Source organism: Priestia sp. 40 (assembly GCF_049368575.1).
GTDB lineage: Bacteria > Bacillota > Bacilli > Bacillales > Bacillaceae_H > Priestia > Priestia zanthoxyli.
Window position 1 is genome coordinate 1,791,178 of sequence record NZ_JBMPZA010000005.1, and the last position, 25,849, is coordinate 1,817,026.

Sequence of the window (25,849 nt, forward strand, 5' to 3'; positions counted from 1 at the left end):
TGGACAACCTTTTATGACAGCAAACCGGCTATAAGGGTCGTCCAACGACAAAAAAAGCACCTCGCCATGAGATGCTTTTTTTATGATATATTTACTTAACGTCTGAAGCCTGTTGAGTTTGTTCTACTTGCTTTGTTTCGTCATTTACACGTTCAATATCAGCGCCTAAAGCGGCTAATTTATTGTGGAAATTCACATAACCACGATCAAGGTGTTTTAATTCCGTTACACGCGTATAGCCGTCTGCTACAAGTCCTGCTAATGTTAACGCTGCTGCTGCACGAAGATCTGTTGCTGCTACTTCAGCGCCTTGTAGTTGAGAAGGTCCGTTAATAATAACAGAGCGTCCTTCAATTTTAATATCAGCGTTCATACGGCGAAACTCTTCTACGTGCATAAAGCGGTTTTCAAAAACTGTTTCTGTAATCATACTTGTGCCTTCTGCTGCTAATAATAATGCCATCATTTGAGACTGCATATCCGTAGGGAACCCTGGATGAGGCATTGTTTTAATATCTACTGATTTTAGCTTTTCAGGTCCTACAACACGTAAGCCGTCGCCTTCTTCAGTAATTTCAACACCCATTTCTTCCATTTTAGCAACAAGTGAACTGATGTGCTCTGCCACTGCACCGCGTACAAGTACATTTCCACCTGTAATAGCTGCTGCTACCATGAACGTTCCAGCTTCGATACGATCTGGAATAATTGCATGTTCTGCACCATATAATTTATTAACACCTTCAATACGGATCGTACCAGTTCCTGCACCGCGAACTTTAGCGCCCATTGCGTTTAAGAAGTTTGCTAAATCGACAATTTCAGGTTCTTTTGCTACGTTTTCCATAATTGTAGTGCCTTCCGCTAATGCTGCTGCCATCATAATATTTTCTGTGGCACCTACACTTGGGAAGTCTAAATAAATTTTAGCACCTTTTAGTCTTCCTTCAACTTTTGCATCAATAAAACCATTTCCTACTTGAACTTTAGCACCCATTGCTTCAAAGCCTTTAAGATGCTGATCAATCGGTCTTGATCCAATCGCACATCCACCAGGTAAAGCTACACGAGCCTCACCCATACGCGCTAATAAAGGACCCATTACAAGTACTGAAGCGCGCATTTTTCTTACATATTCAAAAGGTGCATCTGTTTTTAACTCTCTTGATGCATCTACAACTACACGATTTGTTTCAAAATCTACTTCTGCATTCAGATGTCTTAAAACTTCGCCAATCGTAAATACATCGGAGAGAGCTGGTACATCATTTAGAATTGTTTTTCCTTCACTAGCTAATAAGGTTGCAGTGATAATAGGTAAAACGGCGTTTTTTGCTCCTTCAACTTTAACTGTACCGCTTAATCTATTTCCACCGCGGACGATGATTTTTTCCAAGGTATTCCCCTCCGCGTCCATTTTCTCTATATTAATATTCAGACGTAATGATAGGTGTGCCAACAACTATGGTTGTTTGACCGCCCATTCTTGTCTTGCGTAATGCAATTTGTAAGTTCATTTCCTGCTTTTTCGTTTGAAGAGCTTCTTTCCACAGTCCAGTATATGCTGAAACAGAGGTAAATGACTCTTCCACTAGAGATTCCACTGGTTTAGCATTGAAAGCTCGTAATAGGTCTTGAATTTCAACAGACAAAACACTTTCCATCTTATCATTGATTTCCCCTGTTGCACAAGAGAAAATTATGGGTTCTGACAGGAAAATTTTTTCATAATTTGTCTGAAATACATTTTGAAAATGGGTCATATTTTTTTCTTTTAAACCTTGTCCCGTTACATGATACGATATGTACGCATTGCTGTGTTCATCGATCGCATAAGTTAACAGAATGACTTCGTTCACATCTTCACTTTTGCGTGTACCTATTGCTTTCCATAGGTCTCTTTCCCTCTTCACTTCCCATTTAAAACCTCTAAAATTACTTTTAATACTTTTTGCTTGCGAATAAAAGGTTTTTTGGTCAGTAACAGCTTTTACTTCTTCTCTTGCATACAACGATACTTCAGTTAACGAAACATGCTGCTTATTTAAGGTGTGAACAATCTTCTCAATAGTAGTTTCATTGTTTTGGGCATTGCTCACATAACTTCCATGATATACGAATAAGCCAGTAATGAAAATAGCCAAAAAGACACTAATTTTTTTAAACATTTCGCCACTCCCTCTCCGTACTCATCAGTCTTTCCAGAAGGCGATGATACATACATGAAAAGGGTCGTCATATTTAGACATAGTGACATACATTAGCGTATAAATTCGTATATTCTTCAATGAATGAAGGTCTGTTTTATAGTAGACTCATAGCTTGCCAATCATTGAAAAAATGTGGGAATGCGCTGTGACCAAAATAAATAATCCAAAAAGAAATTACTTACTGTTGATGAAATCGTAATGGTCAATAAAATAAGCATTAATTTTGCTTGAAACACATGATTAGGTTTCATCAGCTTTTCAATTTGAAAGCCTTGCAAAGCATACCAGGTAATCACAATAAAAATCAAATGTGAAATCATGGTTAGTAACGTTTGCTGTTCAATTCCTCCAAACAATAAAAGCACTCCTTTTAGACACCATATGAAAAGAAGAGACGATCATCGTCTCTTCTTTTCATATTAAAGCACACTTATGCAAATTCGTAAACGGTAACATGAAAAACATTTATTTTATTCCCTATTTTAAGATCTTTTTCCATTATTGAGCAAAATAAAGAAGATGGATGCGCTTAGTTAAATGGAATATATAATCATAGATGAATGCTATTTGCTCTCCCCTTTTTGTATAATAGAGCAAAAAAGCCCTCTCATTCGTTTGAGAGGGCTTTTTTTAGAACTTACGTTGACTAATATCTAAACGATTGACTGCCCGTTTTAAGGCAATTTCAGCACGCTTAACATCAACGTCGTCTTGTTTGCTATCAAGGCGCATTTCAGCGCGCTTTTTCGCTTCTTCTGCACGAGCTACGTCAATCTCTTCAGCTGTTTCAGCAGCCTGTGCAAGAATTGTTACTTTGTCAGGTCTTACTTCAAGAAATCCTCCGCTAACAGCCACAAGTTCTGTACTGCTTGCTTTCTTCAAGCGGACGGCTCCAATTTGTAAAGGAGCAACCATCGGAATATGGCCATGTAAAATACCAAGCTCACCGCTCTGTGCTCGGGTACTTACCATTTCCACTTCTGATTCGTAAACTGGGCCATCAGGAGTCACTACACTGACATGGATTGTCTTCATTTAAAAAACCTCCTATGTCCCTTAAATTAAACTTCTACTCCCATACGTTTCGCATTTTCAATAACTTCTTCAATGCGACCAACTAAACGGAACGCATCTTCAGGTAAATGATCGTATTTACCTTCTAAGATCTCTTTAAATCCTTTAACAGTTTCTTTTACAGGAACATAAGAACCTTTTTGGCCTGTAAATTGTTCTGCTACGTGGAAGTTTTGAGACAAGAAGAATTGAACGCGACGAGCACGTTGTACAACAAGTTTATCTTCATCAGATAACTCATCCATACCTAGGATTGCAATGATATCTTGTAACTCTTTATAACGCTGTAATGTTTGTTGAACTTGACGCGCAATTGCATAGTGCTCTTCTCCAACAATTTCAGGAGATAAAGCGCGAGATGTAGATGCTAATGGATCTACCGCAGGGTAAATACCCATCTCTGATAATTTACGCTCTAAGTTTGTTGTTGCATCTAAGTGAGCAAATGTTGTCGCTGGAGCTGGATCCGTATAGTCATCGGCTGGTACGTAAATCGCTTGAATCGATGTTACAGAACCTACGCTTGTTGACGTGATACGCTCTTGAAGCTGACCCATTTCTGTTGCTAATGTTGGCTGATAACCTACTGCTGATGGCATACGGCCAAGTAATGCTGATACTTCTGAACCCGCTTGTGTGAAACGGAAGATATTATCGATAAAGAATAATACGTCTTGACCTTGTTCGTCACGGAAGTATTCTGCCATTGTTAATCCTGTTAATGCAACACGCTGACGTGCACCAGGTGGCTCATTCATTTGTCCAAATACCATAGCCGTCTTCTTAATAACACCAGAATCTGTCATTTCATGGTATAAGTCATTACCTTCACGCGTACGCTCACCTACACCAGCGAATACCGAAATACCGCCGTGCTCTTGAGCAATGTTATTGATTAACTCTTGAATTAATACTGTTTTACCTACACCGGCACCACCGAATAGACCGATTTTTCCACCTTTAATGTAAGGAGCTAATAAGTCTACTACTTTAATACCTGTTTCAAGAATTTCAGCTTGCGTAGATAGATTTTCGAACTTTGGTGCTTGACGGTGGATTGGATCACGACGTGCACCTGCATCGATTGGGGCGTCTAAGTCGATTTTTTCACCTAATACGTTAAATACACGACCTAACGTAACGTCACCAACTGGTACTGAGATTGCTGCACCTGTATCTTCTACTTCTAATCCACGAACTAAGCCGTCAGTGGATGACATTGCTACTGTACGAACTGTGTTATCACCTAAGTGAATCGCAACTTCTAATGTTAATTCGATTGCAACTTCACTTGCACTGCTCGGTTTATGTGAAATTTTAAGGGCGTTATAAATTGCCGGAAGGTGTCCGTTGTCAAACTTTACGTCTACAACTGGACCCATGATTTGAGTAACGCGTCCTTTTGTCATCGTGTTCCCTCCTAACTTGCTTTTCCATTACACTTTCTATTCTAACGCTGCCGCTCCGCCAACAATTTCCGTAATTTCCTGGGTAATTGCCGCTTGACGTGCACGGTTATATGACAATGTAAGATTATTGATAAGATCTTTTGCGTTGTCTGTTGCACTTTTCATTGCTGTCATACGAGCAGCATGCTCACTTGCTTTTCCATCAAGCAGGCCGCCGTAAATTAAACTCTCTGCATACTGAGGAAGTAATACTTCTAAAATCTCTTCTTGTGATGGTTCAAATTCATAACCAACAAGTTTACCAGAAGGTTGAAGATCTGTTAGAGGCAATAGCTTCTTCTCCGTCACTTCTTGTGAAATCGTATTGATAAAGTGATTGTAGTATAAGTAAAGTTCATCAAACGTACCGTCCGCAAACATTTGAACTGTTTGTGAAGCGATTCCTTGAATGTCAGCAAAAGCTGGCTGATCTGCTAAGCCTGTGATTTCAAGCAAAACCGGAATACCGCGTTTTACGAAGAAATCTCTCCCTACTCGTCCAATTGCAATCACACCGTATTCATCAGGTGATTGATGGCGTTCTTCAATAGCTTGAGATACTTTTCGTAAAATATTACTGTTATATGCTCCTGCTAGACCGCGATCTGAAGTGATTACGATATAACCAGTCTTCTTCACGCTGCGTGCAGTTAACATTGGATGTGAAGCGCCTCTGCTGCCAAGGGCTACGCTTGAGACTACCTCTTGAATTTTTTCCATATATGGAACAAACGATTTTGCATTTTGTTCCGCTCTATTCAGCTTTGCAGCTGAAACCATTTCCATTGCTTTCGTAATCTGGCTCGTTTTTTTCGTCGATGTGATTCGAGTTTGTATATCACGTAATGATGCCAAAGGTTTCACCACCTTGTTTTAGAAGATCACGTGGTATGAAAGGTGAACAAATGTTCACCTTCACCTTATTGAAAGATTGTCTTAACATACCATGCTGACAATATATTATTCAGATGCAATAAATGTTTTCTTGAATTCTTCAAGTGCTGATTCGAATACGCCAGCTTCAGGAAGGCCACCAGTTGTACGGATTGATTCAAGTACTTCTTTACGGTTTGATTCTAACCATGTTAAGTACTCGTCTTCAAAGCGTGTAATATCTGATACTGGAACATCATCTAAGAAGCCTTTTGTTAATGCGTAAAGCACAGCTACTTGTTTTTCTACGCGAAGCGGTTTGTGTAAACCTTGTTTTAAGATTTCAACTGTACGCGCTCCTCGATTTAATTTTGCTTGAGTTGCTTGGTCAAGATCAGAACCGAACTGAGCAAACGATTCAAGCTCACGATAAGATGCAAGATCTAGACGCAGTGTACCTGCTACCTTTTTCATCGCTTTAATTTGTGCAGATCCCCCTACACGTGATACAGAAAGACCAGCATTGATCGCAGGGCGTACGCCTGAGAAGAATAGATCTGACTGTAAGAAAATTTGTCCGTCTGTAATCGAAATTACGTTGGTTGGGATATAAGCAGATACGTCCCCTGCTTGTGTTTCAATAAATGGAAGAGCTGTTAATGAACCTCCACCTTTTGCGTCCGATAATTTTGCCGCACGCTCTAATAAACGAGAGTGCAAGTAGAATACATCCCCTGGATACGCTTCACGACCTGGAGGACGACGTAATAGTAATGAAAGTTCACGGTAAGCTGATGCTTGTTTCGTTAAGTCATCATAAATAACAAGTACGTGCTTACCGTTATACATAAACTCTTCACCCATTGTTACCCCAGCGTATGGTGCTAAGAATAATAGCGGAGCTGGTTGTGAAGCTGATGCTGTTACAACGATTGTGTAATCTAGAGCACCGTGTTTACGTAATGTCTCTACTACGTTACGAACTGTTGATTCTTTTTGGCCAATCGCTACATAGATACATACCATATCCTGATCTTTTTGGTTTAAGATTGTATCGATTGCTACCGATGTTTTACCCGTTTGACGGTCACCGATAATTAACTCACGCTGTCCACGACCGATCGGCACAAGTGCGTCAATCGCCTTGATACCTGTTTGAAGCGGCTCATGTACTGATTTACGATCCATAACGCCCGGTGCAGCACCTTCAATTGGACGTGTTTTTGTTGTTTCGACTGGGCCTAAGCCGTCTACTGGCTGACCTAGTGAGTTAACAACACGACCAATTAACTGCTCCCCTACTGGAACTTCCATGATGCGTCCTGTACGGCGAACTTCGTCACCTTCACGAATTTCCGTGTATGGTCCTAAAATAATGATACCTACATTGTTTTCTTCTAAGTTTTGTGCCATTCCCATGACACCATTTGAAAATTCAACCAGTTCTCCAGCCATGACATTGTCGAGGCCATGAGCACGTGCGATACCGTCCCCAACTTGGATAACAGTACCTACATCACTCACTTTAATCTCAGACTGATAGTTTTCAATTTGCTGCTTGATCAGCGCACTAATTTCTTCAGCTTTGATGCTCATGAATTTCACCCCTATCTACGATCTGTGTGCAAGAAGTCCTCGGTGGATCGTTTCTAATTTGCTGCTAATGCTGCCATCATAGATACGATTGCCAATGCGAAGCTTCACGCCGCCGATTAGGCTTTTATCTACTATATTTGAAATATTTAACGTATGTTTTCCAACTTTTGAAGCAAATGATTGTGAGATTGCTCGTTTCTCATCTGCACTTAAAGGTTTGACAGAATAAACAGTTGCATCTGCCACGCCACGTACTTCGTTCGCTAGGAAACGATACTCTTGCACCATTTGGCCAACGATTTGAATGCGGTGACGCTCTAATAATAGAAGAACCGTATGTTGAACAGTTGGTGAAAGTTCAGCGAATGCCTCACTTACAAACTGTTTTTTTCGCTCAATTGTAATTTTTGGATGAGTTAATACATCCATTAATTCAGGTGTTTTAGCAAACACCTCTTCAACAATTTGTAGCTGGTCTTGCATTTCATCGATCATCTGTTTTTCTGTTGCTAATTGAAAAAGAGCTAGTGCATAGCGCTTGGCTACAGCTGGTTGACTCATCGTACATCCCCTACTTCTTGGATATATTCATGAATTAACTTCTCTTGATCTTGTTCAGAAAGTTCTTTTTCAATAACTTTCGACGCAATTAAAACAGATAATGAAGCAACTTGCTCACGTAACGCAGCAACTGCTTGATCTTTTTGCTGTTCGATTTCTTGTTTTGCTGCAGCTTTTAGACGCTCAGACTCTTCACGTGCTGCCGCAATGATTTCTTCTTTTTTATCTTCTGCAGACTTTCTAGCGTTTTCCATCATTACTTGCACTTCTTGACGAGATTGCTTTAAGATTTCACGCTGCTCTTCAACAAGCTTCTTCGCTTCCTCATTTTGCTTTTCTGCTTCATCAATCTCACCGGCAATATGCTCTTCACGTTTTTTCATGATTCCCATTACAGGACCAAACGCGAATTTTTGAAGTAACGCAAGTAGGATAAGGAACATCACTAATTGGAAAAGAATATCTCCACCATTAATGCCTGCTGCTCCTAACACAAACATGTTCGACACGGCCATGTTCACTCCCTTCAGAGACTCCACATATATAATTTACTTATTAAAGACATAAAGTAATGGCGAAGGTTCTTTTGAATGATCTTCGCCACATGTAACACATTATTATTTACCTTGTACCATGAATGCAATAACTACGGCGATAATTGGAAGCGCCTCAACTAAGGCAACCCCAACGAACATCATTGAAGTTAATGTACCACGTGCTTCTGGTTGGCGAGCTGTGCCTTCAATCGTCTTAGAAACGATAAGACCGTTACCAATACCAGCACCTAGTGCCGCTAAACCAATCGCAATTGCAGATGCTATTAAACCCATTTTATAAAGTCCTCCCTTAATATATATGATTTTGTTTAACTAAGTTTTGTTTTGTCCAAATTGGGTATTACTTGAACAAAGCTTTATAAATTAATGGTCGCTACTCACTTTGTGAGATAAATAAACCATCGTTAACATTGTGAAAATGAAGGCCTGAATTGCGCCTACAAAAATACTGAATCCTTGCCATAAAAGCATTGGAATAGCAGCTCCAATTGTACCTAGGAAGCCTGTTGTTGCTAAACCAGCTAGCAAGCTTAACAAAATTTCCCCAGCATAAATATTACCGTAAAGACGAAGGCCAAGCGTTAACGTATTGGCAAACTCCTCGATAATCTTAAGCGGGAATAAAAATGCCATTGGCTTGAAGTAATCTTTCGTGTATGCAGAGAAACCTCGCATTTTAATACCATAATAATGTGATAGTACAACTACCATAACGGCTAACGTCAGCGTAATTGCTGGATCAGCGGTTGGCGATTTCCACCATAAGTTATGGTCAATCACGATGGCAAATGGAAGACCCAACATATTTGACACAAAAATGTACATAAGTAAAGTTACACCTAGCGTCAAAAAGCGGCCACCTGTTTTCCAATCCATATTGCTATTAACGAGTCCTTTAACAAAATCTAAGACCCATTCAATAAAGTTTTGTGCACCGCTTGGCTTCATAGCAAGAGTACGAGTACATAAAACTGCAATTAAGAATACAATAACAGAAGCTACGGTAACCATAAGCAAGTTACTTTGACTAAAAGTAAGGCCTAGAAACTCTATAGTTGGTGATTCATGACCCAACTGTGTTCACCTCTCTTTCTATCTTCTACGCATATTTTGAACAACTAAATCTATGATAATGACAACATAATACGTCATTAATCCCACAACTACACTAATAATATGAAAGGTTTTTGGATAAGAGATGGTAATCACAACTGCGAGAGCAGCTGTTGCAAATCTTACAACAGTACCAATTGAACGGGGCTTTTTCCCCTCATCCAACGCCTGTCCAAACTGCTCAAACTTTCTTACTAAGTTCCACAAATTATACAAACTCAGGGCGGTTCCTAAAATTAAACCTGCAAAAACAGCCTTATAACTTGTAAATCCCCAGCCGAGAACGTATAATGCTAACAAATACAATATGTATGAACGAAGTCTTGGAAAAACGTGCTGCAAATCCTGCATGAATTATTAATCTCCTGAAAAAAAATGGTGGACTGTCCGCAGCATCATAAAAACACCTGCTGCTAGCCCTGAAAGAAGGCCTAAAATCAAAAATAGTGGTTCGGTGTCAAGCCATTGATCAGCCCATCTTCCAGAGAATAAGCCAATTAAGACTGAACCTGCTAACTGTGATAGAATGATTGACACTAATGCCATCGCTTGCAAAGGATGACGGTTGCGATCTTTCATAAGCTCATACCCCTTTTGCAAAATTTTCTTTTTTCCGAATTCTCTATCGTTTTTATAGCTCAATATATGATAGAAAGGCAAAAAAAATTGCTAAAAAAGGTAAAAACAGCTAATAAAATACGCAGAAATATCAACGGTTTTCACAGGTTGAAAACCTTATCATTTATATTCCCTGTAAGCATACAATAGCGTATATTTAATGTCAATGTGTTTAAGCTAAAAACTTCACAATCTCTTCTTATTGTTCACATTTCTGCCACACATAAAACCTCTTCAAATGAAAACATTTAAAGAGGTTCATTCAATCGTTATTGTACTGTGTACAACCTGCTCTTGTCTATGCTTTTTCACAAATGCAAATATTTGGTACACCCCTGGTACAAGCGATTCATCAATCGTTATTTTTCGTTTTCTCATGCCTCTTTCTACATCAACGTCAACATCTAAATACGACACAAACTGTAAAGACTGCTTATCAAAAAGAGCAACGCCTAACTGATCTGCTCCTTCAGGCAAAAACAGTTCATAGCTATACGTATTTTTCTCTTTTTCCGCTGCTACTTGCAATCCCATGACACGAGGATAATCTGGAATGCTAACCATGTACATATAAGGAAGCGAAAATGTTTCACGTGAATCATTTATTTCCAAATATCCGTCATATATACCTTTATTTTTAAAACGGGGCTGCACCGATAAAGTGACAGCTATTTCTTTTGTCTGATGGGGCTGCACCGTGACGGGTAATGGAACATCCCAGTTCACTCCTTCATCCCTTTTTGGAACGTTTAAGCGATACGTTTTTGCTTTACCAGACTGGTTATCAATTTTAAATGATAAGACTTTCTTTGATGGGCGCGTAAAAATACCGAAAGATAAAGAAGATGGATAAAACAAAGAGTCTGCTGTGACAGCTTTTGCTATTTGAATTCTCCCGGCTCCTTGTTCATATACGCGATACGTTTGACCGTTTAGCTGCTCCATTACTTTACTTGTGTTCATCAATGAAGCTTTGACTTGTTCAGGAGACCAGTTCGGGTGAGCTTGTAAAATAAGGGCGCACGCTCCAGCTACATGGGGCGCAGCCATACTCGTGCCATGCATGCGTTCATATCCTCCAGGAACTGTACTATTAATGAAGTAACCAGGTGCGACAACGTCCGGCTTGATTCCCCAAGTAGTCGTTACAGGCCCTCTTGAACTGAAAGATGTGAGTAAGTCTTGCACCACTTGCTTGCCAGTGCGTAAGTATGGTTGTTGAGACTGAATGTGTTGGTTAATGGTATCACCGCTTTTTTTACTTACCCATATCACTGGAATATTTACTGAATCTTTTAGTTTACCGATTATGCTTTTTTCAGTCGGACTATATAAAATAACGGCTTTTGCTCCTGCCTGTTCAGCTTGTTTAATCTTTTTTTCAACCGCATTGCCTTCTGCTTTTAGCAAAATGACGTTGCCCAACGCATGCTTTTGCTCTTTGGAGTATTCTTCATTTATTACACGCAGCGTTTGATTAAACGTCCATGGACGAGACCCTTCTACTGGCGCCATCATAATTTTTTCTTTGTTAAATCCGATTGTTAGAAATTGAACTGTTGTCGGGGAAACAGAAGCGCCAACCGAAATAGCTTTTCCCGCTGTACCCGGAGAGCCCACGGTCCATAAACCTGGACCTGAATTGCCGCTAGATGTGACCGTTACAATTCCTTTTTCAACAGCTCGATCTAACGCTAAGCTTGTTGGTAAATCAGGGCCATTCACATCATTTCCTAATGATAAATTAATAATGTCTACATCATCTTGAATTGCTTTTTCGATAGCTAGAATCACACTTTCAGACGTTCCAGCCCCTCCTGGTCCAAGAGCTCGGTATGCGTAAATCTCCGCTTGAGGTGCTACACCTTTAACATTTCCGTTTGCTGCAATAATACCAGCTACATGAGTGCCATGCAGAGTAGGCTCTCCTTGCTCCCGAGTGGTTTCCATCGGCTCATAATCTTCATCTATTACATCGTACCCCCCTCTGTAGGTTTGTTTTAAATCAGGGTGAGAATAATCAACCCCCGTATCGATAACGCCTACTTTGATTCCTTTTCCTGTTAAGCGCTGATTGTGAGTATCTAACAAGCCTCTTACCTGTTCTGAGCCAATGAACGTTACGCTATTTTCTTCTGCAACCTGGTAGTTTTTAATAGAATGTGAACTAATAATAGAAGGATTATGAGATAGTTTTTCCAAATCCGAGATGGAGCCGTTTAACGAAAGTCCTGTAAACACCGTGTGAAATTCGCTTTTAATCTTTATATTAGGATAATTTTTTTGTAGCTGACTTTTAAATTTCGCGAATTTTTCTTTTTCAATCATGACAATTATTGATTTTTCCTGATGATTCATTTCTTGTTTTATAGAAGGAAATGTGGGATCGAGCGACATTTGCCCTCCCCCGCTTCCTAATATAAAGCTAATCATTAACCATTTAATCCACATAAAAAAACACCTCTCACACTATCGTGTCTCAAAGAGACACTTTTCATGTGAAAGGTGTTTAGAAATCTTACGAAAGCGGATTAAAAGCTTCCGGTCTGTTTTCACGACGGTTGAAATAGTAGCTAATAGCATCACAAATGCGTTTAGAAGCTAAGCCGTCTCCGTAAGGATTCGATGCTTGTGACATTTGCTTATATACGTCTTCATCTATTAACAGCTCTTTTGCTAGCGCATAAATCGTTTCTTCTTCCGTTCCTGCTAGTTTGAGCGTCCCTGCTTCAATTCCTTCCGGTCGCTCTGTTGTATCACGAAGTACCAATACAGGTACGCCTAATGAAGGAGCTTCTTCTTGAACACCACCCGAATCTGTCAAAATAATATGAGCGCGCTCAGCGAAGTTATGGAAGTCAATTACGTCTAACGGTTCAATTAAATGAATGCGTGAGTCATTTCCTAAGATATCGTTTGCTGTTTCTCTAACTACCGGATTTAAATGAACAGGATACACAACTTGCACATCTTCATGTTCATCCACAATACGTTTAACAGCACGGAACATGTTTTTCATTGGTTCGCCTAAATTTTCGCGGCGATGCGCCGTTAATAAAATAAGACGATCATCTCCCAATTTCGTTAACACTTCATGCTCATATGTCTCTTTTACTGTCGTTTTTAACGCATCGATAGCTGTGTTTCCAGTCACGAAGATTCGCTCTTCTTTTTTATTCTCTGCTTGCAAATTAGCTGCAGACTTATCGGTTGGAGCAAAATGCAAATCAGCGAGAACGCCTGTAAGCTGACGGTTCATTTCTTCCGGATATGGAGAATATTTATTCCATGTGCGCAAACCTGCTTCAACATGTCCCACCTGAATTTGATTATAAAAAGCTGCCAGTCCGGCAATAAACGTCGTAGTTGTATCGCCGTGTACAAGTACGATGTCCGGCTTTACTTTTTTCATTACGTCGTCCAAACCTTCTAATCCTCTGGTCGTTACGTCCATAAGGGTTTGGCGATCTTTCATAATGTTAAGATCATAGTCAGGCTGAATGTCAAAAATGCTCAATACTTGGTCTAACATTTCACGGTGCTGAGCCGTTACTGTAACAATCGCTTCGAACTCCTCCGGTCGCTTTTTAAGCTCCAGCACTAGAGGGGCCATTTTAATTGCTTCTGGTCTTGTCCCGAATATCGTCATTACTTTAATTGGCTGCTTCATGTTCATCACCCGAATCTACAAATTATTTTGTACCGAATAAACGATCTCCTGCATCACCTAAACCTGGAACAATATATCCATGGTCATTTAATTTTTCATCTAATGCCGCAATGTAAATATCTACGTCAGGGTGTGCTTCTTTTACGATTTCCACGCCTTCAGGAGCAGCAATTAAACACATAAATTTAATGTTTTTAGCGCCTCTTTTTTTAAGAGAGTTGATTGCTTCTACAGCTGACCCTCCTGTTGCAAGCATAGGATCTACTACAATAAAGTCACGCTCTTCTACATCATTAGGTAGCTTTACATAATATTCAACAGGCTGTAATGTTTCTGGATCACGATATAAGCCAACGTGTCCAACTTTAGCAGCTGGCATTAGTTTTAAAAATCCATCTACCATGCCGATACCAGCACGAAGAATTGGAACAATACCAAGCTTTTTCCCTGCAATAACTTTTGACTTTGTTTTGCAAACCGGTGTTTCAATTTCAACGTCTTCTAGCGGTAAATCACGTGTCGCTTCAAAAGCCATTAAGCTTGCCACTTCATCAACTAATTCACGAAACTCTTTCGTTCCCGTTTTTACATCGCGTATGTAAGTTAATTTGTGTTGAATAAGCGGGTGATCAAATACGTATACTTTGCCCATTGATATCTCTCCTTATATATAAAGATGTACACATTAAAATACCATTCAACGAATTGAATGGTACGTACTAGTAAAAACATATCTCTTGCTAATTAAATTTATACATTGCATTCATTTTACAGAAAAAAGTTTTTGAGTTCAAGCATTATTCAAAAAATGATTGAATTGCTACCACTTTCTCCATAAAAAAACAGGCACAAAGGCCTGTCTCTCTTAGAGTGATTTATACATTTCAAACTTGCTTGTTAAAGCTTCAACGCGTGTTTTAGCTTCAGCTAACTTTTCTTCATCTTCAATATTTTTAAGCGTTAATCCGATGATAGAAGCAATTTCATCCATCTCTTCTAAGCCAAATCCGCGAGTTGTAACCGCAGCTGTACCAATACGAATACCGCTTGTTACAAATGGGCTTTGCTCATCATAAGGAATTGTATTTTTGTTTGTTGTAATACCTACATCATCAAGTGCTTTTTCAGCTACTTTACCTGTCAAATTCATTGAGCTTACGTCGATTAACACAAGGTGATTGTCTGTTCCTTCAGATACAAGAGCAAATCCTTCTTTCTTTAATCCTTCTGCTAAACGATTAGCATTGTCGATGATATTTTGAGCATAGTGCTTAAATTCATCTTGTAATGCTTCACCAAACGCTACTGCTTTGGCAGCGATAACGTGCATTAATGGACCACCTTGAATACCAGGGAAGATTGACTTATCAATCTTTTTCGCGAATTCTTCTTTACATAAAATCATACCGCCGCGTGGTCCGCGCAGTGTTTTATGTGTTGTAGTTGTAACGAAATGAGCATGTGGCACAGGATTTTGATGAAGTCCTGCAGCTACTAGACCAGCAATGTGAGCCATGTCTACCATTAAATAAGCCCCTACTTCATCAGCGATTTCACGGAAACGCTTGAAGTCGATTGCGCGTGGATATGCGCTTGCACCAGCCACAATTAATTTTGGTTTATGTGTACGAGCTTTTTCTAATACATCATCGTAGTTAATACGATGTGTTTCACGATCTACGCCATATTCGATGAAATTGTACTGAACACCACTAAAGTTAACAGGACTTCCGTGCGTTAAGTGACCGCCGTGCGATAAATTCATACCTAGTACTGTGTCTCCAGCTTCTAAAACAGTGAAGTATACAGCCATGTTTGCTTGTGCACCTGAGTGAGGTTGAACGTTCACGTGCTCTGCTCCGAAAATTTCTTTTGCACGATCACGAGCTAAGTCTTCTACTACGTCCACGTGTTCACAACCGCCGTAGTAACGTTTAGCTGGATAGCCTTCAGCATATTTATTTGTTAAAACTGAACCTTGTGCTTCCATTACCGCTGTTGTTACAAAGTTTTCTGAAGCAATTAGCTCAATCTTAGTACGTTGTCTTTGTAATTCATCCTTGATCGCATTATAAACTGCTGGATCTTGTTGCATTAGTTGTTTCTCCATCAAAATCCTCTCCTCGTTTCGTATTCGCAATGTTCGTTATTTGTTGATTCAACTACATTGTAACATGATTTATTTAGAATAAAAAAGAAAAAATGTGTATTATTTTAATATATTTAATTACGAAAGTTCGTAAAACGCTCTCATTCCACCAATTAGTTTTGGACGCGTCTTTGCTACAGTAACATGAGCGTGTCCAACTGCGTTTAACGTACAACGAACGGGTACTGCGACATGCTTTAAATGCATACCAATGAATGTATCTCCAATATCAATACCGGCATCAGCTTTAATAAACTCTACCAAAACAGGATCTTTAAGCTGGCCATAGGCCTGTGTAGCCATCGCTCCGCCTGCCTTATGAATAGGAACAACACTAACGATTTCTAACCGCTCTTTACGAGCTAATTCTCTTTCTACTACCAGTGCTCGATTGAGATGTTCACAGCATTGAAATGCTAAGTGGACACCCGTTTTTTTTCGAAAATCTGCTAGTGTATCAAAAATCATTTCTGCGACTTCCATTGCGCCTGCGGTTCCTATTTTTTCACCAATTACCTCGCTTGTACTGCATCCAATGACAAGTGTATGTTCTGAAGACAACTGCACTTGCGCTAAAAAATCAGATAAAACTGTTTCCAACTGCTCTTTCCATTTCGTAAGTTCAGACACGTTTTTCTTCCTTTCTTTCATTGAATACGTTCACATTATACAGTTACTGTTGCATCGCTTTGCTGCTCATACTGTTTAATTTTATTCACGCGATTTTCATGGCGACCGCCTTCAAATTCCGTCATTAACCAAATTTTCGCAATTTCACGTGCAAGTCCCGGCCCAATGACACGTTCACCCATTGCCAAAATGTTGCTATCATTATGTTCTCTTGTTGCTTTTGCACTGAATGTATCATGCACTAGAGCGCAGCGAATTCCTTTTACTTTATTAGCTGCTATACTCATACCGATACCTGTTCCACAAATAAGAATGCCTCGGCTTACTTCTTGGCTCGCCACTTTTTGGGCAACGGGAAGTGCATAATCCGGATAGTCGACAGATGTTGAGCATTCACACCCTAAATCCACATATTCAATATTTAATTCTTCCATTAAAGAGATAATTTCCTGTCGCAAATTTATACCGCCGTGGTCAGATGCAATAGCTACTTTCATCTTTGTTTCCTCCTCATACATAACCTTCGTCTTATATTAAATTTCTGTTCATTTTAAGTCAGCAAAAATTTATGGGACCTTTTATAATTTGTCGACTATTTTGTTAATCATACGCTCTAACTCTTCTAAAGTCTGTTCGTACGTCCGTAATGATCCTCCAAACGGATCAGATACTTCACCTTGCTCGTCGGCAAATTCTTTTAGTGTAAACAATTTATCACTTACGTATGGAGCTTGGTTCAAAATCAGCATTTTATGCTGCTCCGTCATCGTAAAAATATAAGTAGCCCACATCAATTGTTCTTCCGTTAATGCTGCCGAAGCATGAGAACAAGCTATACCTTTCTGTTGAAGGGCAACTTGTGCATGAACAGAAGCTTCGCTTCCATTTGAAGCGAATACACCTGCAGACTTCACGTTTATTCCATCTATCTCTTTAGCTTTGAGCAACGCTTCTGCCATAGGGCTGCGGCACGTGTTTCCTGTACATACAAATAAGATGTTTTTCAAGATACATCCTCCCTTGCTTTCACTATGTTCGACTATGTTGACATTCCACCCTATTGTATCTCTATTGCTTGCATAAATCCAGTTCGCTTTTCTGGGTATTTTTTATCCATTACCGCTTCATCCATCTCGAAAAAACGACTTCGCTTTCCTTCTTTTATCGCTACAATCCAAAAGAAGCAAAAAAAGACCATAACCTGCATGGTCATGACCCCTTACCAATTTATATATAGTTAAAAAGGTAGTAACAATTTGATGCCAAAAGCTAATAAAATGCTCCCGCCCAGCGCCTCACTATATGAACCAAGCCAGCCTTGTACTCTTCTGCCTAGCAGCAGTCCTAACCAAGTTAATAGCATACTCACTACGCCAAAAACAATAATGGTCAAAAACGTTCTTGCCCCAAAAATACCTAAGCTAAGTCCAACAGAAAAACTATCTAGACTCACGCTGAGCGCAAAAAATAACAGTCCAAAGCCAACTGGTTTGATAAACGGCGTATCGTCATGCTTAAAGGAGGAATAAATCATCTGGGCTCCAAGAATCAGCAATAAAATCCCACCGCCATAGGTAGCAAACATTCCAAGTTTATCAGACAATAGTCGTCCAATAAACATGCCTAACAGTGGCATCCAAATATGAAATACACCGATAACAACACCAATGTAGAAAATTTGGCGAAAGCGTAAACGAATTAACCCCATTCCCAAACCAACTGAGAAAGCATCCATTCCTAAGGCAAACGCCATAATGACTAACGTGATCATTTCACTAATTAACTGAGATACATTCATCTTTACCCTCCTCGGACGTGCTCCTATTTCAAAATATGCACATTCGAAAAGGTTTAGAAGATGAATTTTATTGCTTAATCACATGATGTCCTGCCGCTTTCATTAATCGATTCATAACGGCATGACCGACTCCTTCTTCAGAAAAACTTTCACTAACGATAATATCTACATCACACTCATTAAATGAACGAAGCGACTCGTATAAGTGGCTAGCAACCGTCTCTAAATTTGAACGAGATCCACATGTGATAACCGCATCCGCTTTATACGCATCTTCATGTTCAGATGTCGTTAATACCCCCACTCGCTTACCCTGATCTTTATAGCGATCAATAATAGATTGGAAAAAATCTGAACTGCCGTCAACAATGACAAGCGGTGCATCAGGTGCGTAATGCGTATATTTCATACCTGGAGATTTTGGCGCTTCTTTATCACTTAATAACGCTCGATCTACTTTTACGGGACCAATTACATTTTCCAACTCTTTCTGAGTAATGCCGCCCGGACGTAAAATAATAGGAATCTCTTCGGTACAGTCAAGGACAGTCGACTCTACTCCTACCCCCGTTGCTCCTCCATCCACAACTCCGCTAATACGCCCTTCTAAATCATTCATCACATGATGAGCTAGAGTGGGACTTGGCTTGCCGGAAAGATTTGCACTAGGAGCTGCGATAGGCAAATCCACTTTCTTTAATAATGCGAGGGCTACCGGATGTGATGGCATTCTCACTGCAATGCTGTTTAAACCAGCCGTAACCTTATCTGAAACTCGATCTTTTTTAGGTAATATTACTGTAAGAGGGCCCGGCCAAAAAGCATCAATCACTTTCTCTGCTTTTGAAGGAATCGACTCTACAAATGTATGGAGCTGCTCTTTATCTCCAATATGAACAATAAGAGGGTTATCACTAGGACGTCCTTTCGCTGCAAAAATTTTATCCACAGCTTTATCTGATGTGGCATCTCCTCCTAATCCATACACCGTCTCTGTAGGAAAAGCAACTACTTCGTGATTGCGCAGCAAATCTGCCGCTTCTTCTATCTGTGGATAAATATCTTTTTCGTTCATAAAATTATCCACAACCCATAACTTAGTTTCCATCTTCTTCAACTCCTTTTTCTTTCTATATCTAGGTTTTTTTTACTTTAAAAGTACAATATGTATTAAAAGTAGTAAAATACATGAGTTCATTATATCAATAAACAAGCTTTATCCACAAAATGTGGATAAAGCTTATATTTTTGTGAATAACATTGTGGATACTCCATTAAAATGATTTATCCACATTTTCTTTTAACTAGCTGCATAAAACATCACGTAGACATCCTGAGGGTTTGGTAACTTTTTTAAATAAGAATGTTCTTTTAACAACTCCGGCAGTGCACTGTAAGATGTTTGCTGAAAATTCATCATTTGAAAAAAATGCAGAGAAGATGCCTTATTTGTTAGTAAATATAGTTGCTTCACGCCATGCTTTTGAGCCAGCTGGACGATGCTTTTAAATAGCAGCAGAATATCAGATTGCATTAAAGAAGGTGATACGACAAGGGAGCGGAGAATTCCATCCACACCTTCTTTTTCAAACCCAACTGTTGCTAGCAGCTCGCCTTCTTCATTTTCCATTATGACAAATTGATGAATATGCTCTTCCACGCCAGCTGTGCTAATGCCCGCTTTTTGTAAGAACTGTTGAATTCGGATATAATCATGTTTACTGGCAATTTTTAATTGTTCTCTCATTTTAATCACCTCAACTTGTTTTCTAGTAACAAATCTATGAGATGATTAAAAAAAGTAGAACTGAATTTTATTTTTAATGATTCTATTAATTAAATACTGACGATACCCATTCTACTACAAAAAACTTAACTTCTACAGAATCTTCTTTTGATTGAGAATCAGCTTTTTTCTTAGATGAAACAGACTTTTCAGCTTCTTTACTTTCCTTTTTTTCAACTTTAGCACTTGTTTCTTCCTTTACTGTGCCGATTGTATCTTTTGCAATTGCTTCTTTAGAAGATATTGTTGGTTGAGAAGGTTCCTCAGCTTTCTCCTCAATAGAATCCGATGTAATAGTTGCCGATTGAATTTCTGTTTTCACTGCGGGTTCTTTACTTTCAGCCGATTTGGCATCTGTTTTGTCTGCAGATTTTGATTCAGAAGCGGCTGGTTTCTCTTTTTCTTCCTTTTGCTCTTCTTCAGATGGTTCTGGCGCCTTTACCGCTTCACCGTTTGAGAAATCTAAGAAGCATAAAGGAGGGAATAGTACACACCACCAGTTTGCTCCCTCTCCTTTGCCAAGAGTAATAAGCACGGCTTCATACTCACCTGCTGGATATAAAAACTGACCGTACAACTTAGTAGGAAACTCTACTTTTCCGAATTTAACATGAACAGATTCATTTACGCCTTCTTCTTTTAGCACTTCTTTCGCAATTGTTTCAAGCGCCGGCAAATTTTCTTTAATTGTTTTTCGAGCTACAGTTACAGATGTTAAATCTTTTACCCATTCTGTGATTTGTTCGTTCACGCGGTCACGAATCAGACGTTTTACGTACTGATCTTTTTCACCGTCGCTGTTTGCTAAAATGCGCAGTCGAATTGCCTCGTCTGGAATGACTGCAGGCTGATCTGCCTGCACTTGGTTATGTGTATATATAAGTTGAGCATTTGCTCCAATAATTAATAAAATAAAATAAATGATAGCATATTTCTTCATTTCGGCCACCGCCCTTTCATAGGAACAGTATGGCCGAAAGCAAGATATCTTAAACTAGTAATTTAGTAAAAAAATGCATGATTTTCAAAAATCAAAGGGAAAATCATTCCCTCTGATTTTTTTAGTGCTCACGAAGTTGTGCAAATACCATTCGATCTTTTCCATTAATATCATATACACATTCTACAAAAGCTGTCGGAAACGTTTTTTGCAGCATCTCAGCTACATCTTTTGTCTGTCCGGCCCCAACTTCAAATCCAATAATAGTATTTGGCTTCGTCACGTATGGCAGCTCTTCCATAAAACGTCGATAAAAATCCAGGCCATCTTTTCCCCCAAAAAGAGCTCGATTTGGCTCATGATCTTTTACCACTGTGGACAACTCATCATCTGCTGGAATATAAGGTGGATTAGACACAATCACATCAAATTTCTGCTTCGATGATAGAAATGGTTGTAATAGATCTCCCTGTATAAACTTGACATCAGCATCTAGATTTTGAGCATTTTCCTTGGCTACATTTAGAGATTCCGTAGCTATATCTGTTGCTATAACATCTACTCTGTTAAGTTCGAGGGCCAAAGTGATAGCAATTGCCCCACTTCCCGTTCCAATATCTACAAGCTCAATAGGCTGGTGTTGAAATTCTTTTTTTATTCGAGAAATCATTCCGTATACCAGCTCTTCCGTTTCGGGTCTTGGAATTAATACATGTTCGTTTACAATAAATGAACGCCCGTAAAATTCTTCTGTCCCGATGAGATATTGTACAGGCATCCCTGCTTTATGAGCATGGACATCTTGTTCAAATCTTTTTAGAATTTCTTCTTCTAGTTCTTCCTGCAGAGAACCTAGCAAATGAGTTCTCGTCATTTGTAAGTGATGGCGAAGCAAGAGTTCTCCCGCGTTTTCATCTCGCTTTGCCTCTTTCAAAAAAGAAGAAGCCCACTTAAGGGCTTCAAATACTTTCATTAGTTCGAATCTTCCATTCGGCGCGCTTGGTCTTCCATTACTAATGCATCGATAATTTCATCAAGCTTGCCTTCTAAGATTTGATCTAACTTTTGAATCGTCAGACCAATACGATGGTCCGTTACGCGATTTTGCGGGAAGTTATACGTACGGATACGCTCAGAGCGATCTCCTGATCCAACTGCTTGTTTGCGCGTTGCATCGTACTCTGCTTGTGCTTCTCGCTGGAACTTATCGTACACGCGAGCACGCAATACTTTCATTGCTTTTTCTTTATTTTTAATCTGAGACTTTTCATCTTGACATGATACCACTGTATTTGTTGGTAAATGCGTTAAACGAACGGCTGACATCGTCGTATTAACACTTTGACCTCCAGGTCCACTTGAAGCAAATGTATCTACACGGATATCTTTTTCATGAATGTCCACTTCGACTTCTTCTGCTTCAGGAAGACATGCTACCGTTGCTGTAGATGTATGAATACGACCGCCTGATTCCGTTTCAGGAACGCGTTGAACACGGTGTGCACCGTTTTCAAATTTCATCTTTGAGTACGCACCTTTACCGTTAATCATAAAGATGATTTCTTTATAACCGCCTACTCCAGTAGTCGTTGCTTCCATTACTTCTGTTTTCCAGCCTTGTGATTCAGCAAAGCGCGAATACATGCGGTACAAGTTAGCTGCAAATAATGCTGCTTCATCTCCACCAGCCGCTCCACGAACCTCCATGATTACGTTTTTATCATCGTTTGGATCTTTTGGAATTAATAAAATACGTAGCTTTTCAACTAGCTCTTCTTGCTGCGTTTCTAACTCGGCAATTTCTTCTTTTACCATGTCACGCATATCTGCATCAAGCTTATCTTCAAGCATCGTTTTCGCTTCTGATAACTGCTCTTTTACATCTTTGTATTCCTGATAAGCGGCTACCGTTTGTTGTATATCTGATTGTTCCTTCGAATATTCTCTCAACTTAGAGGGGTTGTTTACGATCTCAGGGTCACTCAGAAGTTCGTTTAACTTCTCATAGCGCGCCTCTACCGCTTCTAAACGATCAAACACGTCATTCACCTCATTCTTTATCCATAACATTGTAATTATAGTATAGCTTTAAAATAGAGTCAAAACCTTGTTAATACACGTATATGAACAAAAAAACAGAACTGCGCGTTCTGTTTTTATCATCATAAAATTCTTGCTTTATTTTTCGACCATTTCGCTTGAGTCCACAGACACAGCTTGTCCTTTGGACTTTTGCACAACGTGGCAATGACGACATCTTGGTTCGTAAGATTCAGACGCACCGACTAAAATGATAGGGTCGTCATAAGAAGCAGGCTCACCGTTAATCAAACGCTGCGTACGACTCGCAGGAGAGCCACATGAAGCGCACACGGCCTGTAGCTTTGTTACCGATTCTGCAATGGCCATTAACTGCGGCATTTGTCCAAAAGGTTCACCTTTGAAGTCTTGGTCTAACCCTGCTACGATCACACGAAAGCCTTGATCTGCTAAAGATTGAACAATTTCTAAAATATCTGTGTCAAAAAACTGTACTTCGTCTATCGCTACTACGTCTGTCTCTTCATTTACTCGCTTTAAAATATCGCGCGATGCCGAGATTGAATAAGCCATAACAGATGTACCATTATGTGAAACGACAGCTTCTTCGCTATATCGATTATCAATTGCAGGCTTGAACACTTGTGCTTTTTGTTTAGCAAACTGCGTACGGCGCACACGTCGAATCAACTCTTCTGATTTCCCTGAAAACATACTGCCACAAATTACTTCTATCCAACCGCTTTGTTTCATTACGTACACCACTGCGGGACTCTCCCTTCTTCTCGTTCCGTTTCTGAGCGAACCGCTACTAACTTAATCTACGTCTTCTATGTAGATCTTATTCTTATGATAAAGTACCCACTTTTTTATCAAGCAGACACTGTTTTTCTACTTTTATAAGCAAAAAAACAGGCAAGAAGTTAAGCTACTTGCCTGTTTGTTTCGACAATGTGATTATTTAAGACCGTATTTTTTGTTGAAGCGATCAACACGGCCACCAGCTTCAGCGAATTTTTGACGACCAGTGTAGAATGGGTGACATTCAGAACAAGTCTCAACGCGGATCTCTTCTTTTACAGAACCACTTTCAAATTCGTTTCCGCAAGTACATTTAACCATAACTGTTTTATAGTTTGGATGAATTCCTGTTTTCATTCGTTTCATCTCCTTCCGCCCTGAATCATTCTGAAACAGAGTTTATTGATAAAGATAGTGATGAAATAATAACTATTTCACTGTGTACTTTATCAACACACATGATGAAATTATAACAAGGGTTGTATGCTTTTGCAACCACATGTTTTATAACTTATCGTTTATTTGCTAGAAGCGTTTTTTTCTCTTCCGTTAACATCGAGAAGAACTCTTCATTTGTCTTTGTTTGACGTAAACGTTTTAAGAATTTTTCTGCAAAATCAGGAGCATCTGCCATTGATTTACGAATTGCCCATAAGTGGTCTAAATGCTCTTTTGGAATTAACAGCTCTTCTTTACGTGTGCCTGAGCGACGAATGTCAATCGCAGGGAAGATACGTTTTTCAGCTAGTGAACGATCTAGATGCAGCTCCATGTTACCTGTACCTTTAAATTCTTCATAAATAACATCATCCATACGAGAGCCTGTATCAATTAAGGCTGTTGCTAGAATGGTTAAGCTGCCTCCATCTTCAATGTTACGAGCAGCTCCAAAGAATCGTTTTGGACGGTGAAAAGCAGCCGGGTCAATACCCCCTGATAGTGTACGACCGCTCGGTGGAATAACTAAGTTATAAGCACGAGCAAGCCTTGTAATGCTATCCATCAAAATGACAACATCTTTTTTGTGTTCGACTAATCTCATCGCACGTTCAAGGACAAGTTCCGCTACTTTAATGTGGTTTTCTGGCACTTCGTCAAATGTAGAACTGACAACATCACCGTCAACCGAACGCTCAATGTCCGTCACTTCCTCAGGACGCTCATCAATAAGAAGGACAATCAATTCTGCATCAGGATGATTCGTTGTAATGCTATTGGCAATTTCTTTTAACAGCATCGTTTTACCTGCCTTTGGCGGCGCAACAATTAGTCCCCTTTGCCCAAATCCAATTGGTGAAATCAAGTCAATAATACGCGTAGAGAAACTTCTTGGCTGAGTTTCCAGCAGCATTTGCTCATTTGGATAAATCGGGGTTAGTGCTGGAAAATGTACGCGTTCTTTTGACGTTTCTGGGTCTTCTCCGTTTACTGCTTCTACATGTAATAATCCGTAGTAGCGCTCATTTTCTTTTGGAGGACGAACTTTCCCCGATACCTTGTCTCCATTACGCAGATCGAAGCGACGAATTTGTGAAGCTGAGATATAAATATCTTCTGAACTCGGTGAATAGTTAATTGGTCGTAAGAAACCGAATCCTTCTGACTGAATAATTTCAAGAACGCCTTCCATAAATAAAAGCCCATCTTGTTCAGCTTGAGCCTTTAAAATAGCAAAGACAAGTTCTTTTTTCGTTAATTTACTATAGTACGAAACTTTATACTCACGAGCATGTTCATATAGCTCTTTTAATTTCATATTTTCTAAACTGGATAATGTTAAGTTCATTAGGACACCACGCTTTATAATGAATAATTTTTAACCGTTCCTCCCATATTAAATTCAAATATAAAATTGAGAGATGATATGGATGGAATAAATCTGTGAAAATGGAGAATATAACCTTTGAAGTATAATAAGTAGAATCAATTGATTAACTATACACTTTTAGAAGAATAATTCCGACATAAAACCATTTATATTATCT

Annotated in this window: 30 protein-coding genes; all 30 read right to left on the reverse strand. The window is 39.4% G+C overall.

Annotated elements, in window-relative coordinates:
• Positions 1-91: 91 nt before the first annotated feature.
• Positions 92-1,396, reverse strand: a complete 1,305-nt coding sequence (murA, locus tag ACO1DI_RS10415) for a UDP-N-acetylglucosamine 1-carboxyvinyltransferase (protein ID WP_028411990.1) — start codon at positions 1,394-1,396, stop codon at positions 92-94.
• 31 nt (positions 1,397-1,427) lie between these two features.
• Positions 1,428-2,168, reverse strand: coding sequence for a YwmB family TATA-box binding protein (locus tag ACO1DI_RS10420; RefSeq protein WP_013059796.1), 741 nt, complete (start codon positions 2,166-2,168; stop codon positions 1,428-1,430).
• A gap of 161 nt (positions 2,169-2,329) precedes the next feature.
• The gene (locus ACO1DI_RS10425; RefSeq protein ID WP_042991814.1) at positions 2,330-2,566 is read right to left on the reverse strand and encodes a DUF1146 family protein; all 237 of its coding nucleotides are present in this window, start codon (positions 2,564-2,566) and stop codon (positions 2,330-2,332) included.
• A gap of 274 nt (positions 2,567-2,840) precedes the next feature.
• Positions 2,841-3,245: a F0F1 ATP synthase subunit epsilon gene (locus tag ACO1DI_RS10430; protein ID WP_013059798.1), complete on the reverse strand. Its 405-nt coding sequence runs from the start codon at positions 3,243-3,245 to the stop codon at positions 2,841-2,843.
• Positions 3,246-3,271: 26 nt separating this feature from the next.
• On the reverse strand, positions 3,272-4,693 hold the full coding sequence (gene atpD, locus ACO1DI_RS10435) for a F0F1 ATP synthase subunit beta (RefSeq protein ID WP_013059799.1): 1,422 nt from the start codon (positions 4,691-4,693) through the stop codon (positions 3,272-3,274).
• Positions 4,694-4,729: 36 nt separating this feature from the next.
• Positions 4,730-5,587 (reverse strand): F0F1 ATP synthase subunit gamma, encoded by an 858-nt coding sequence (locus ACO1DI_RS10440; protein WP_013059800.1) that lies wholly within the window; start codon positions 5,585-5,587, stop codon positions 4,730-4,732.
• Positions 5,588-5,692: 105 nt separating this feature from the next.
• Positions 5,693-7,201 carry a F0F1 ATP synthase subunit alpha gene (gene atpA, locus ACO1DI_RS10445; RefSeq protein ID WP_013085461.1) on the reverse strand — a complete coding sequence of 503 codons (1,509 nt, stop codon included), beginning with the start codon at positions 7,199-7,201 and terminating at the stop codon, positions 5,693-5,695.
• 15 nt (positions 7,202-7,216) lie between these two features.
• Positions 7,217-7,762: a F0F1 ATP synthase subunit delta gene (locus ACO1DI_RS10450; RefSeq protein ID WP_014457762.1), complete on the reverse strand. Its 546-nt coding sequence runs from the start codon at positions 7,760-7,762 to the stop codon at positions 7,217-7,219.
• Positions 7,759-8,277 carry a F0F1 ATP synthase subunit B gene (locus ACO1DI_RS10455; RefSeq protein ID WP_013085463.1) on the reverse strand — a complete coding sequence of 173 codons (519 nt, stop codon included), beginning with the start codon at positions 8,275-8,277 and terminating at the stop codon, positions 7,759-7,761. The genes ACO1DI_RS10450 and ACO1DI_RS10455 overlap by 4 nt, the downstream gene beginning before the upstream one ends.
• A gap of 102 nt (positions 8,278-8,379) precedes the next feature.
• Positions 8,380-8,592, reverse strand: a complete 213-nt coding sequence (atpE, locus tag ACO1DI_RS10460; protein ID WP_013059804.1) for a F0F1 ATP synthase subunit C — start codon at positions 8,590-8,592, stop codon at positions 8,380-8,382.
• A 90-nt stretch (positions 8,593-8,682) separates the two neighbouring features.
• A complete protein-coding gene (gene atpB / locus ACO1DI_RS10465; protein WP_013059805.1) occupies positions 8,683-9,393 on the reverse strand; it encodes a F0F1 ATP synthase subunit A in 711 nt (236 codons plus the stop codon).
• Positions 9,394-9,411: 18 nt separating this feature from the next.
• Positions 9,412-9,783, reverse strand: coding sequence for an ATP synthase subunit I (locus ACO1DI_RS10470; protein ID WP_013059806.1), 372 nt, complete (start codon positions 9,781-9,783; stop codon positions 9,412-9,414).
• Positions 9,784-9,789: 6 nt separating this feature from the next.
• Positions 9,790-10,011 carry an AtpZ/AtpI family protein gene (locus ACO1DI_RS10475; RefSeq protein ID WP_013085464.1) on the reverse strand — a complete coding sequence of 74 codons (222 nt, stop codon included), beginning with the start codon at positions 10,009-10,011 and terminating at the stop codon, positions 9,790-9,792.
• A gap of 297 nt (positions 10,012-10,308) precedes the next feature.
• Positions 10,309-12,501, reverse strand: coding sequence for a S8 family serine peptidase (locus tag ACO1DI_RS10480; RefSeq protein ID WP_226556368.1), 2,193 nt, complete (start codon positions 12,499-12,501; stop codon positions 10,309-10,311).
• 67 nt (positions 12,502-12,568) lie between these two features.
• Positions 12,569-13,720, reverse strand: coding sequence for a non-hydrolyzing UDP-N-acetylglucosamine 2-epimerase (gene wecB / locus ACO1DI_RS10485; RefSeq protein WP_042991812.1), 1,152 nt, complete (start codon positions 13,718-13,720; stop codon positions 12,569-12,571).
• Between the two features lie 22 nt (positions 13,721-13,742).
• Positions 13,743-14,372, reverse strand: coding sequence for a uracil phosphoribosyltransferase (gene upp / locus ACO1DI_RS10490; protein ID WP_013059810.1), 630 nt, complete (start codon positions 14,370-14,372; stop codon positions 13,743-13,745).
• Between the two features lie 213 nt (positions 14,373-14,585).
• Positions 14,586-15,830 (reverse strand): serine hydroxymethyltransferase, encoded by a 1,245-nt coding sequence (gene glyA, locus ACO1DI_RS10495; RefSeq protein ID WP_013059811.1) that lies wholly within the window; start codon positions 15,828-15,830, stop codon positions 14,586-14,588.
• Positions 15,831-15,947: 117 nt separating this feature from the next.
• Positions 15,948-16,499 carry a TIGR01440 family protein gene (locus ACO1DI_RS10500; protein WP_029319400.1) on the reverse strand — a complete coding sequence of 184 codons (552 nt, stop codon included), beginning with the start codon at positions 16,497-16,499 and terminating at the stop codon, positions 15,948-15,950.
• Positions 16,500-16,534: 35 nt separating this feature from the next.
• Positions 16,535-16,996, reverse strand: a complete 462-nt coding sequence (gene rpiB, locus ACO1DI_RS10505) for a ribose 5-phosphate isomerase B (protein ID WP_042991811.1) — start codon at positions 16,994-16,996, stop codon at positions 16,535-16,537.
• A gap of 81 nt (positions 16,997-17,077) precedes the next feature.
• Positions 17,078-17,506, reverse strand: a complete 429-nt coding sequence (locus tag ACO1DI_RS10510; protein ID WP_042991810.1) for a low molecular weight protein arginine phosphatase — start codon at positions 17,504-17,506, stop codon at positions 17,078-17,080.
• A gap of 50 nt (positions 17,507-17,556) precedes the next feature.
• Positions 17,557-17,706 (reverse strand): hypothetical protein, encoded by a 150-nt coding sequence (locus ACO1DI_RS10515; RefSeq protein WP_157876225.1) that lies wholly within the window; start codon positions 17,704-17,706, stop codon positions 17,557-17,559.
• Between the two features lie 30 nt (positions 17,707-17,736).
• Positions 17,737-18,297 carry a manganese efflux pump MntP family protein gene (locus ACO1DI_RS10520; protein ID WP_013059815.1) on the reverse strand — a complete coding sequence of 187 codons (561 nt, stop codon included), beginning with the start codon at positions 18,295-18,297 and terminating at the stop codon, positions 17,737-17,739.
• Positions 18,298-18,364: 67 nt separating this feature from the next.
• The gene (locus ACO1DI_RS10525; protein ID WP_014457758.1) at positions 18,365-19,405 is read right to left on the reverse strand and encodes an L-threonylcarbamoyladenylate synthase; all 1,041 of its coding nucleotides are present in this window, start codon (positions 19,403-19,405) and stop codon (positions 18,365-18,367) included.
• A 192-nt stretch (positions 19,406-19,597) separates the two neighbouring features.
• Positions 19,598-20,044: a GNAT family N-acetyltransferase gene (locus ACO1DI_RS10530; RefSeq protein ID WP_014457757.1), complete on the reverse strand. Its 447-nt coding sequence runs from the start codon at positions 20,042-20,044 to the stop codon at positions 19,598-19,600.
• An 85-nt stretch (positions 20,045-20,129) separates the two neighbouring features.
• Complete coding sequence (spoIIR, locus tag ACO1DI_RS10535; protein WP_049166300.1) at positions 20,130-21,023, reverse strand: stage II sporulation protein R; 894 nt, start codon at positions 21,021-21,023, stop codon at positions 20,130-20,132.
• A gap of 121 nt (positions 21,024-21,144) precedes the next feature.
• Complete coding sequence (gene prmC, locus ACO1DI_RS10540; RefSeq protein WP_049166301.1) at positions 21,145-21,996, reverse strand: peptide chain release factor N(5)-glutamine methyltransferase; 852 nt, start codon at positions 21,994-21,996, stop codon at positions 21,145-21,147.
• Positions 21,996-23,063, reverse strand: coding sequence for a peptide chain release factor 1 (gene prfA / locus ACO1DI_RS10545; protein WP_013059820.1), 1,068 nt, complete (start codon positions 23,061-23,063; stop codon positions 21,996-21,998). The genes prmC and prfA overlap by 1 nt, the downstream gene beginning before the upstream one ends.
• 138 nt (positions 23,064-23,201) lie before the next feature.
• Positions 23,202-23,816 carry a thymidine kinase gene (locus ACO1DI_RS10550; protein WP_153252841.1) on the reverse strand — a complete coding sequence of 205 codons (615 nt, stop codon included), beginning with the start codon at positions 23,814-23,816 and terminating at the stop codon, positions 23,202-23,204.
• Between the two features lie 204 nt (positions 23,817-24,020).
• Positions 24,021-24,221, reverse strand: a complete 201-nt coding sequence (gene rpmE, locus ACO1DI_RS10555; protein ID WP_013085477.1) for a 50S ribosomal protein L31 — start codon at positions 24,219-24,221, stop codon at positions 24,021-24,023.
• A gap of 154 nt (positions 24,222-24,375) precedes the next feature.
• Complete coding sequence (gene rho, locus ACO1DI_RS10560; RefSeq protein ID WP_014457752.1) at positions 24,376-25,650, reverse strand: transcription termination factor Rho; 1,275 nt, start codon at positions 25,648-25,650, stop codon at positions 24,376-24,378.
• Between the last annotated feature and the right edge of the window lie 199 nt (positions 25,651-25,849).